This is a genomic window from Micromonospora sp. WMMD961 (genome assembly GCF_029626145.1).
In the GTDB taxonomy this organism is placed as follows: domain Bacteria; phylum Actinomycetota; class Actinomycetes; order Mycobacteriales; family Micromonosporaceae; genus Micromonospora.
The window spans coordinates 5,946,768-5,957,500 of record NZ_JARUBJ010000002.1 but is presented as its reverse complement, the minus strand read 5'-3'; the positions used below and the strand labels follow the sequence as shown (position 1 = coordinate 5,957,500).

Here is a 10,733-nt window from a genome sequence, read left to right as displayed (position 1 = left end):
CTGTTTACTAAAAACACAGGTCCATGCGAAGAAGTAATTCGATGTATATGGACTGACGCCTGCCCGGTGCTGGAACGTTAAGGGGACCTGTTAGCTCTTTGGGGCGAAGCGGAGAACTTAAGCGCCAGTAAACGGCGGTGGTAACTATAACCATCCTAAGGTAGCGAAATTCCTTGTCGGGTAAGTTCCGACCTGCACGAATGGCGTAACGACTTCCCCACTGTCTCAACCACAGGCCCGGCGAAATTGCAGTACGAGTAAAGATGCTCGTTACGCGCGGCAGGACGGAAAGACCCCGGGACCTTTACTATAGCTTGACATTGGTACTCGAATTAGCTTGTGTAGGATAGGTGGGAGCCGGTGAAGTCCATACGCCAGTATGGGTGGAGGCAATCTTGAAATACCACTCTGGTTGATTTGGGTATCTAACTTCGGACCGTTATCCGGTTCAGGGACAGTGTCTGGTGGGTAGTTTAACTGGGGCGGTTGCCTCCTAAAAGGTAACGGAGGCGCCCAAAGGTTCCCTCAGCCTGGTTGGCAATCAGGTGTTGAGTGCAAGTACACAAGGGAGCTTGACTGTGAGACTGACAGGTCGAGCAGGGACGAAAGTCGGGACTAGTGATCCGGCACTTGCGAGTGGAAGCGGTGTCGCTCAACGGATAAAAGGTACCCCGGGGATAACAGGCTGATCTTCCCCAAGAGTCCATATCGACGGGATGGTTTGGCACCTCGATGTCGGCTCGTCGCATCCTGGGGCTGTAGCAGGTCCCAAGGGTTGGGCTGTTCGCCCATTAAAGCGGTACGCGAGCTGGGTTTAGAACGTCGTGAGACAGTTCGGTCCCTATCCGCCGTGCGCGTAGGATACTTGAGAAGGGCTGTCCCTAGTACGAGAGGACCGGGACGGACGAACCTCTGGTGTGCCAGTTGTCCTGCCAAGGGCACGGCTGGTTAGCTACGTTCGGAAGGGATAACCGCTGAAAGCATCTAAGCGGGAAGCCTGCTTCAAGATGAGGTATCCCACCCACTTTGTGGGGTAAGGCCCCCAGCTAGACGACTGGGTTGATAGGCCGGAAATGTAAGCCCGGTAACGGGTTCAGTTGACCGGTACTAATAGGCCGAGGACTTGACTACTAAGCTGCTACGCGTCCACTGTGCAACTCTGAACGAGCGAACACCCGCGTGTGTGTCCCGGGGTTGTTTGATATGTTCATAGAGTTACGGCGGTCATGGCGGAGGGGAAACGCCCGGTTACATTCCGAACCCGGAAGCTAAGCCCTCCAGCGCCGATGGTACTGCACTCGTGAGGGTGTGGGAGAGTAGGACGCCGCCGGACAAACTTTTCAGAAAGGGTCACCCAGTCGGGTGACCCTTTCTGCGTTTCTGCCGCGGCGACCAGCTCAATCCGACCTCTGCGTGACGGGTTCCGCCGCACGACCTCCACAACGCCGCACCTGCTTCGACCGACATGTCAGCGCAATCGGAAACGGCCTGGCAGGGGGCACCGTCCACACTGGCTAGGCTGACGCCCGTGGACGACGTTCTGATCTTCCTGCTGGTCGCGGCCTGTGTGGCCGCCATCCTGAGGGCCCTCACCTGGCTGGGGAGTCGGGTACGTCGCCGTGGCATCGGCGGTGAGGTCATGGGTCCGTTCGAGGAGATGTGGCACCCTGCCGCCCACCGGTTACGCGTCGAGATCCGAGTGCAGGAGGCCCGGACCGTGCCGACGCCGCCCCAGGGCGCGAAGAAGCGCCCTGGCCGAGAGGCAACCCCGCCGGCCTGACCCGAGGGCGGACAAGACGTCGGTGCGGTTCGCCCCGCCGCTGCCTGGCTGATCGTCCCCGCCGCGGGCGTGGGTCAGCCTCGGGTCTGCATCTCCTGGCGGAGGTTGCGCATCAGGCCGCCGGCGTCGGTGACCGACCGGCCCGGGAACATCGCGATCACGACGCTGCCGTGGTCGGCCCAGCCGCACACCGCGAAGTCGCCGCCCTCGCCACTGGTGCTGCCGCACTTCATCACGCCGCCCAGGTCACCGGCGGGGGACTCGCGCAGGCCGCTGACCGAGCCGGTCTCGTCCGACATCAGGCGGAAGAGGCTGTCCAGGTCGCGCTCCGGCTGCCACAGGAGGGTGGTGCCCCCGAAGATGAGTACCGAGCGCTTGTCGTCGGCCGGGTCGCGGTAGACGGTGCCGAAACTGCGGTCCAGCTCGATGTTCGCCGCCAGGCCGCTGCGCAGGTAGTCGGCGGTGCTCTTCGCCCGTTCGCTGTCGTCCCGGGTCAGGCCCGCCACCCGATCGGGTGAGGTCAGTTGGGTGTCCTTCTGCTGTGCCACCCGCCATCCGCCGACGCCCAGCACACCGGCGCCCGCGAGGCCGACCACCAACGCGACCGCCCAACCGATCTTGCGTCGGCGGGACCAGCCGCCAGACCGCTCGTCGGGGTCGCCCCCGGAGTCTCGGGTGCTGAGCTGGATCGGCTCCTCGCTCAGCTCGACCGGCTCGTGACCGCCGTCGAGCGAACGCTCGGTGAGATGTGCGTCGGACATAGCCGACACCGTACGCGAACGAGAGGTGGCGCACGTCAGGTCCGGAGAAGCCCTCCGTAGACTTGTCAGGTGACCGAGAGACTGGATGCCCACCGCCCCGACGCCCCGACCCTTGCCGGCCAGTACCAGCCGGGCGAGGTAGAGCAGCGACGGTACGAGCAGTGGGTAGCCGCCGGGCACTTCCGGGCCTCCGCCGACAGCGAGAAGCCCCCCTTCACCATCGTCATCCCGCCGCCGAACGTCACCGGCTCACTGCACATGGGCCACGCGTTCGAGCACACGCTGATGGACGCGTTGACCCGGCGTAAGCGGATGCAGGGCTTCGAGGCGCTGTGGTTGCCCGGTATGGACCACGCCGGCATCGCCACCCAGAACCTGGTCGAGCGTCAGCTCGCCGCCGAGGGTCTGTCTCGGCACGACCTGGGCCGGGAGAAGTTCGTCGAGCGGGTCTGGCAGTGGAAGGCCGAGTCCGGTGGTGCCATTCTGGGCCAGATGCGTCGCCTCGGTGACTCCGTCGACTGGGACCGCGAGCGCTTCACCATGGACGAGGGGCTGACCCGCGCCGTTCAAACGATCTTCAAAAAGCTCTTCGACGACGGTCTCATCTACCGGGCCAACCGGATCATCAACTGGTGCCCGCGCTGTCTCACCGCGCTCTCCGACATCGAGGTCGAGCACACCGACGACGACGGTGAGCTGATCTCCATCCGGTACAGCGACGAGGTCGTGGTGGCCACCACCCGGGCCGAGACGATGCTGGGCGACACCGCGGTGGCGGTGCACCCGGACGACGAGCGCTACCAGCACCTGATCGGCACGGAGGTCGAGCTGCCGCTGACCGGCCGCCGGATTCCGATCGTGGCCGACGCGCACGTCGACCCGTCCTTCGGCACCGGCATGGTCAAGGTGACGCCTGCCCACGACCCGAACGACTTCGAGATCGGCCAGCGCCACGACCTGCCCGCGCTGACCGTGATGGACGAGCGCGGAGTGATCACCGTGCCCGGGCCGTTCGAAGGGCTGGACCGGTTCGAGGCGCGGCCCGCGATCGTGGCGGCGTTGCGCGAGCAGGGCCGGATCGTCGCCGAGAAGCGCCCGTACGTGCACGCGGTCGGGCACTGCTCGCGCTGCAAGACGACCGTCGAGCCGCGGTTGTCGCTGCAGTGGTTCGTCAACACCGCTCCGCTGGCCCAGGCGGCCGGTGACGCGGTGCGCGACGGTCGGGTCCGCATCGAGCCGGCCGAGTTGGCCAAGCGCTACTTCGCCTGGGTCGACAACATGCACGACTGGTGCATCTCCCGTCAGCTCTGGTGGGGGCACCGCATCCCGGTCTGGTACGGCCCGGCCGGCGAGATCGTCTGCGTCGGCCCGGACGAGGAACCGCCGACCGGGGACGGCTGGCACCAGGACGAGGACGTCCTGGACACCTGGTTCTCCAGCGGCCTGTGGCCGTTCTCCACCCTCGGCTGGCCCGAGCAGACGCCGGACCTGGCGAAGTTCTACCCGACCAGCGTGCTGGTCACCGGGTACGACATCCTGTTCTTCTGGGTCGCCCGGATGATGATGTTCGGCCTCTACGCGATGGACGGCCGGCCGCCCTTCGACGTGGTCGCGCTGCACGGCATGGTGCGTGACCAGTTCGGCAAGAAGATGTCGAAGTCGTTCGGCAACGTGGTCGACCCGCTGGACTGGATCGACCGGTACGGTGCCGACGCCACCCGGTTCACCCTGGCCCGGGGCGCGAACCCCGGTCAGGACGTCCCGGTCAGCGAGGAGTGGTGCCAGGGCTCGCGTAACTTCTGCAACAAGCTCTGGAACGCCACCCGGTTCGCGCTGATGAACGGCGCGCACACCAGCGGCGACCTGCCGCCCGTCGAGCAGCTCTCCACCGTCGACCGGTGGGTCCTGTCCCGGCTGGCGCACGTCACCGCCGAGGTCGACGAGCAGTTCGAGGCGTACGAGTTCGCGAAGGTGTGCGACCTGCTGTACCACTTCGCCTGGGACGACGTCTGCGACTGGTACGTGGAGCTGAGCAAGCCGGTGCTCGCCGAGGGTGGTGAGCGGGCGGAGGTCAGCCGCCGGGTGCTCGGGCACGTGCTCGACCAGCTGCTGCGCCTGCTGCACCCGGTCATCCCGTTCGTCACCGAGGAGCTGTGGCTCGCGTTGACCGGCGGCGAGACGGTGCAGACCGTCGCCTGGCCGGCGGCCGACCGGACGCTCGTCGACGACGCCGCCGAGGCCGAGTTGGCCAGCGTGCAGCGGGTGGTCACCGAGATCCGTCGGTTCCGCTCGGACCAGGGGCTGCGCCCGACGCAGCGGGTGGCCGCCCGCCTCGACGGGTTGACCGGCGCGGGCATCGCCGCCCACGAACCACTGATCCGTTCGCTGGTCCGGCTAGACCCGGCCGGGGACGACTTCCAGGCGAGCGCCACGCTGGCCATGCCCGGCTCGGTCGGTGTCGCGTTGGACACCCGGGGGTCGATCGACCTGGCCGCCGAGCGAGCCCGGCTCACGAAGGACCGTGCGGCCGCCGAGAAGGAGGTCGCGCAGGCCCGGGCGAAGCTCGACAACCCCGCCTTCGTCGGAAAGGCCCCCGAGCCGGTGGTCGCGAAGATCCGCGACCGGCTCGCCACCGCCGAGGCCGACCTGGTCCGGATCGACGCTGCTCTGGAGACACTTTCCTCGTGACCGACCGTACCGATTTCGCCGCCGTCGAGGCGGAGCTGAACGCCCGTGGTTTCACCCGCATGGTCTTCGAGCTGGACCGCATCGAGTCGTTGCTCGACCTGCTCGGCAGCCCGCAGCGGGCGTACCCGGCGATCCACCTGACCGGCACCAACGGCAAGACCTCCACCGCGCGGATGATCGACTCGCTGCTGCGGGCGTTCGGGCTGCACACCGGCCGCTACACCAGCCCGCACCTGGAGACCGTGCGGGAGCGGATCAGCCTGGACGGGGAGCCGGTCAGCGAGGAGCGGTTCGCGGCGGTGTACCGGGAGATCAAGCCGCTCGCCGAGTTGGTCGACGCACGGTCGGACGAGCCGCTGACGTACTTTGACATGACCACCGCGCTGGCGTTCGCCACCTTCGCCGACGCCCCGGTCGACATCGCGGTGGTCGAGGTGGGCCTCGGCGGCGCGGAGGACGCCACCAACGTGATCCAGGCCGGCGTCTGTGTGATCACCCCGATCGGGCTGGACCACACCGAGTGGCTCGGTGACACGCTCCAGGACATCGCGCTGGCCAAGGCCGGCATCATCCACCCGGGGGCCACCGTGATCTCGGCGGCGCAGGAGGAGGAGGCCGCTGGTCCCCTGCTCGACCGCTGCGCCGAGGTCGGGGCCACCATCGCCCGGGAGGGCGGCGAGTTCGGCGTGCTGGGTCGGGCGGTCGCGGTCGGCGGCCAGGTGCTCACCCTCCAAGGGCTGGGTGGCGTGTACGACGACGTCTTCATTCCGCTGCACGGTGCCCACCAGGCGCAGAACGCGGCGGTGGCGCTCGCCGCCGTCGAGGCGTTCCTCGGTGCGGGGGCTCGACGTCAGTTGGACATCGAGGCGGTCCGGGAGGGTTTCGCGTCGACCAGCTCCCCGGGTCGGCTGGAGCGGGTCCGTAACGCCCCGACCGTCCTGCTTGACGGTGCCCACAACCCGCACGGCATGAAGGCCACCGTGACCGCGCTCCAGGAGGAGTTCGCGTTCAGCAAGCTGGTGGCCGTGCTCGGCGTACTGGCCGACAAGGACGCGGAAGCGCTGTTGGAGCTGCTGGAGCCGGTCGTCGACCACGTGGTGGTCACCCGCAACAGCTCACCACGGGCAATGCCGACTGAGGAACTCGCCGCGCTGGCGGTCGAGATCTTCGGCGAGGAGCGGGTGGATTCGGCCGAGGAGATGCCGGACGCCATCGAGTTGGCGGTGGCCCTGGCCGAGGAGGACGTCCCCGGTGAGTTGAGCGGGGTCGGGGTGCTGGTCACGGGTTCCGTGGTGACGGTCGCCGACGCGCGCCGGCTGTTGAAGCGATGACCACTCCGGAGCGGGACCCGCACCCCACCGAGGACCCGACCGGCCCGCCGGTCGGGCGGCCGGTGGGGGAGGAGCCCACGGCCGGGCAGCCGCGACGCTCCGGGTTGCGCAACCCGGAGCGGGCGGTACGCGGTCTCGGTGCTGGCACGCTCAGCCTGGAGGCGCTGGTTCTCCTGCTGGCGATCCAGCCGATCCGGGTGGTCGGCGGTGACCTCGGTGGTGCCGCGATCGGTGCCGTGGTGGCACTGGCGTTGGCCGCCGTCGTGCTGGCCGGCATGATGCGTCGACCGTGGGCCTGGAACGCCGGCACCGTGCTGCAGGGCCTGCTCATCCTGGGCGGCCTGCTGCACTGGTCGCTGTTCGGGCTGGGCATCATCTTCGCCCTGGTCTGGGCGTACGCGTTGCACGTGCGCCGGGTCATCCTCGGCTGACGGCGCTGACCGCGTCGTGACGGCGCCGACCGCGTCGGCCGAGGCGAGCGTGGCCGGGTCAGGCGTCGGCGCGTTCACGCCACTGGGTGAGGGCGATGCCGTGGCCGTCGGGGTCACGGAACGCCGCCGCCCACACCTCCAGCTTGGTGCCCCGGTTGACCACCCGGGGCGCGTACGTGAAGCGAACGCCTGATTCGCGGAGCCGCTCGTACGCTGCTTCGATGTCGTTCACCTCGAGGTTGACGTGCACCAACCGGCGGCTGATCGGTGCCGCCCCGGTCACCTCCCGGAGGACGAGTCGGGTCGTGCCGGAGGCGAGTACGGCGTTGTGGGCACCCTGGTCGACCTCGCTGAAGCCGAGCACGTCGCGGTAGAAGCCGAGCGACCGGGACAGGTCGGTCACCAGCAGGGTGAGCCCGACCCCGCTGATCGGCGCGGTCGGATCCGCGGCCGATGCCGCGTCGAACCCGAAGATCGCCTGGTCGAGTTCCTCGTCGGTCACGGTCGTGCTGCCCGCACGGGCCGGGGAGGGATCGTCCAGCGGGAGGTCGAGTGGATCCATCGGGTCGGTCGTGCCCGGTCCGGACCACTGCGCGGGTGGCGGGTCGGAGCGCTGGGCGCTGGCCGGGTCGGAGCGCTGGGCGGGGTGCGGCTCCACCGGGTCCGCAGCGGGTGGGGTCGACCGGTCCTCCTGCGGGAGGTCGTACCGGTCGGTGCCGGGCTCGTCGAAGCGTTCCTCAGGGGCCGTCCGCGGCGCCGGGGTGGCCCGCCGGGGTAGCCCGGCGGCCTGCTGTCCGACGACGACGCCCTCCAACACCGGGCCGCCCGGAGTCTGGTGCACCACCACGGGCTCGCGCTCCCCGGACGCCACGCCCGGGTCGTCGCGCCGGGCCTCGGAGCGGAGGGGATCCGAGCGGAGGGGATCCGAGCGCAGGGGATCCGGGCGCAGGGGATCGGTGCGCACTGAATCGGGGCCGTGCGGGTCCCGGAAAGGGTCGCCGTGCGGGTCGCGGAAAGGGTCGCCGTGCGGGTCGCGGAAGTCGTCGCGGAAGTCGTCGTCCGGGGCGCGGTCGGCCCACGGCGGGGCATCCTGCTGGATCAGCACCTCGTCCATGGCGTCGGCGTCGGCGAACTCCGGTGGGAGGTCGGCGACGGCGGCAGCGGTCTCGGCGTGGGTCGGCACCTCGTCCCAGAGGACCTTGACGTGCCGCTGGTCGTCCAACGCGACCCGGATCGGCAGGGTCTGGCCCAGCGACGGCCACTTGGACACCGGCACCCGCGGTTCGATGATCTTCTTGGACCGCGGCGGCAGGCCGGGCGCGTCGATGACCAGCTGGAGTTCACAGCGGCCGAACGCGTACTGGGTGGGTGGTTCGGAGGCGCTGTGCACGTGCCCCACGCCGACCACCCAGGTGCGCCCGCCGCCGCGTACGGTCGCCAGTGCGATGGCCAGCACCAGCAGGGCGACCCCGAGAGCCACGATGGCCCAACTGGTCATGCCCAGCCCGAAGAGGACGACGAAGGTGGCCACGGTGCCCAGCACCGTGCCGATCAGTTTGCGTACCGGCGCGATGGGCCGGTTCCCGCCATTCGCCACAGTGGACCTCCCGGGGGTCAGGGCCAGGCTAGGCCGGATCGGCCACCGGGGGAAAGACCGGCCGCCGCGCCGGCGCCGGGACCGGGTCGCTAGGCTGACCGTACCGATCTCGAGCGTGCAACGCGTACAGGAGGAACCCAGCGTGTCCAGCAACAGCCCGGATGAGCGCAGCCTCGTTCTGATCAAGCCCGACGCGGTCCGCCGCGGCCTGGTCGGCGAGGTCCTCTCCCGCTTCGAGCGCAAGGGGCTGCGGATCGACGCGATGGTGCACCGCACGATGGACGCGGCGCTCGCCGACGAGCACTACGCCGAGCACGTCGACAAGGCGTTCTACCCGCCGTTGAAGGACTTCATGACCGGCGGTCCGCTGGTCGCCTTGGTGCTCTCCGGCGACCAGGTCATCGACGTGGTCCGCGGGCTGGTCGGTGCCACCGACGGCAGGAAGGCCGCCGCCGGCACCATCCGGGGAGACCTGTCGCTGTCCAACCGGGAGAACCTGGTGCACGCCTCCGACTCTCCGGACAGCGCCAAGCGCGAGATCGCGCTCTGGTTCCCCGAGCTGGGCTGACCAACGCCCGTCGACGCGGGGTCGACACGGCGGTCAGTCGACCGGCGGTGTGACCCCGCTCAAACCGCCGGGGTGACCGGGAGGGGTCAGCCGCGCGCCGCCGGGGCGGTGTCGGCCAGCACCGCCCGCGGGCGGGGGATCTGGATGTCCTCGGTGGCGGGCGCGGTCGACGTCGTGCCGTCGCCGCCGCTCGGCCCGCGCCGGGTCACCCGGGCGGCGAACCGACGGCCCATCTCGATCATGGGGAGTTCGACCCAGCGGTAGAGCACGTCCGCGGCGATCAACGCCACCACCACGGTGCCCAGGAAGACGCCGGTGCTGCGACGCCCCAGCGCCGGCAGCACCCCGATCGCGGCCCGTGCCGCGATGGACTGGATCAGATACATCGAGTACGACCGCTCACCGACGAAGACCAGCGGACGCAGCCCCAGCCCACGGGCGAGCACGCTGCGCGAGAGCAGAGCCGGCAGCAGCATCGCGGCAGCGGCGGCGTAGGTGCCGATCAGCGCCTCCTGCCCGAACCGGATCGGCCAGTACTGCACGGTCCAGTGGAACGCGACGAAGAGCAGGATCGCCGCGGTCGCCGTCGCCGGGTGGGTCAGCGGCCGGAACAGGGCGAAGCCCCGCGGATGGTGCATGACCACCGCGACCAGGCAGCCGAACAGGATGGCCACGTAGTGGATCGGCCAGCTCAGCCAGGCGATGTCCGGCGGGATCAGTGCGATCAGGAACACGATCAGACCGGCGGTGACCGCCAGCCGGCGGCGGAAGACCGCGGTCACCAGCACGAACGCGATCGCCGGCCAGAACAGGTAGAACTTCTGCTCGATCCCGATCGTCCAGGAGTGCAGGTAGGGGGCGTCCGCGGGCATGAAGTCGTTGAGCAGGAGCAGGTAGTACGCCATCACACGCTCGACCGCGTCGCCGGTGCCGTTGAGCCGGGCCAGCGCCCAGGTCAGGAAGAGCACCAGCAGGTAGACCGGCATGATCCGGAAGAACCGCCGCAGGTAGAACGCCCGCAGCGAGACCTTGCCGTACCGGTGCTCCTCGCGTAGCAGCAAGGTCGTGATCAGAAAGCCGGAGAGCACGAAGAACAGGTGTACGCCGATCCACCCGGTCAACCACTTCCAGGACGGGCCGCCGTAGTGGAAGGCGAAGACCATGATCGCGGCGACCGCCCGTAGCCCGTCCAGGGCGGGGAACCGACGCATGGCCTGGAACTCGTCGTACCGAAGCGAACGCACCGGCGAAGTTTGCGCGAGCACCCCACCGGGGTCAAGGCGCGTTCCGCGGGCGCGATCACTCGGCGGCGGGGTGGCAGGTCGGTCTTGTATCGTTGAGCACCGAAAGGCGATGACCCGGCCATCACCGGCGAGCCTCCGGAAGAACGGCCGGGCAACCGGCTCAGTAGAACCGGACGGGTGCGGCCCGTCACAGCCGGTCAACGAGCGGGCGGTCGATCCTGACCGTCAAGCGGGGTGGTACCGCGGGCCACCCGGGAGCGTCGTCGAGGCGCACCCGGAGAGCTCGTCCTCGCAGACCCACCGATGAGTGAGCTGCGAGGAGAGCAACCCCCG

8 protein-coding genes and 2 rRNA genes (1 of these 10 only partly in view) are annotated in these 10,733 nt (G+C 69.0%); 7 read left to right on the top strand and 3 right to left on the bottom strand.

Annotation, left to right across the window (positions count from 1 at the left end):
• From O7614_RS27120 to O7614_RS27110, 3 genes are all read left to right on the top strand, one after another.
• Window positions 1-1,131, top strand: a 23S ribosomal RNA gene (locus O7614_RS27120); it begins 1,978 nt to the left of the window's first position.
• Window positions 1,132-1,216: 85 nt separating this feature from the next.
• A 5S ribosomal RNA gene (gene rrf / locus O7614_RS27115) occupies window positions 1,217-1,333 on the top strand.
• A 195-nt stretch (window positions 1,334-1,528) separates the two neighbouring features.
• Window positions 1,529-1,780, top strand: coding sequence for a hypothetical protein (locus O7614_RS27110; RefSeq protein WP_278141252.1), 252 nt, complete (start codon window positions 1,529-1,531; stop codon window positions 1,778-1,780).
• Between the two features lie 74 nt (window positions 1,781-1,854).
• On the opposite strand, the gene O7614_RS27105 is transcribed toward O7614_RS27110, so the two are convergent.
• Window positions 1,855-2,541 carry a hypothetical protein gene (locus O7614_RS27105; protein ID WP_278141251.1) on the bottom strand — a complete coding sequence of 229 codons (687 nt, stop codon included), beginning with the start codon at window positions 2,539-2,541 and terminating at the stop codon, window positions 1,855-1,857.
• 69 nt (window positions 2,542-2,610) lie between these two features.
• On the opposite strand from O7614_RS27105, the gene O7614_RS27100 reads away from it, so the two are divergent.
• From O7614_RS27100 to O7614_RS27090, 3 genes are read left to right on the top strand one after another with little or no spacing between them, the layout of a single operon-like run.
• Window positions 2,611-5,229, top strand: coding sequence for a valine--tRNA ligase (locus tag O7614_RS27100; protein ID WP_278141250.1), 2,619 nt, complete (start codon window positions 2,611-2,613; stop codon window positions 5,227-5,229).
• Entirely contained in the window at window positions 5,226-6,560 is a 1,335-nt protein-coding gene (locus O7614_RS27095; protein ID WP_278141249.1) for a folylpolyglutamate synthase/dihydrofolate synthase family protein, read from the top strand. The genes O7614_RS27100 and O7614_RS27095 overlap by 4 nt, the downstream gene beginning before the upstream one ends.
• Complete coding sequence (locus tag O7614_RS27090) at window positions 6,557-6,991, top strand: DUF4233 domain-containing protein (protein WP_278141248.1); 435 nt, start codon at window positions 6,557-6,559, stop codon at window positions 6,989-6,991. Before O7614_RS27095 ends, O7614_RS27090 begins: the two co-directional genes overlap by 4 nt.
• Before the next feature lie 58 nt (window positions 6,992-7,049).
• Here O7614_RS27090 and O7614_RS27085 read toward each other — a convergent pair whose 3' ends face one another.
• Window positions 7,050-8,588 (bottom strand): VOC family protein, encoded by a 1,539-nt coding sequence (locus tag O7614_RS27085; protein WP_278141247.1) that lies wholly within the window; start codon window positions 8,586-8,588, stop codon window positions 7,050-7,052.
• 142 nt (window positions 8,589-8,730) lie between these two features.
• On the opposite strand from O7614_RS27085, the gene ndk reads away from it, so the two are divergent.
• Window positions 8,731-9,156, top strand: coding sequence for a nucleoside-diphosphate kinase (gene ndk / locus O7614_RS27080; protein ID WP_074313773.1), 426 nt, complete (start codon window positions 8,731-8,733; stop codon window positions 9,154-9,156).
• 86 nt (window positions 9,157-9,242) lie between these two features.
• On the opposite strand, the gene O7614_RS27075 is transcribed toward ndk, so the two are convergent.
• Window positions 9,243-10,400, bottom strand: coding sequence for an acyltransferase (locus O7614_RS27075; protein WP_278141246.1), 1,158 nt, complete (start codon window positions 10,398-10,400; stop codon window positions 9,243-9,245).
• Window positions 10,401-10,733 lie beyond the last annotated feature (333 nt).

Excerpts from the sequence above, each read along its gene's own strand:
- O7614_RS27090 (WP_278141248.1), top strand. The coding sequence starts at position 6,557 with ATGACCACTCCGGAGCGGGACCCGCACCCCACCGAGGACCCGACCGGC.
- O7614_RS27105 (WP_278141251.1), bottom strand. The coding sequence starts at position 2,541 with ATGTCCGACGCACATCTCACCGAGCGTTCGCTCGACGGCGGTCACGAG.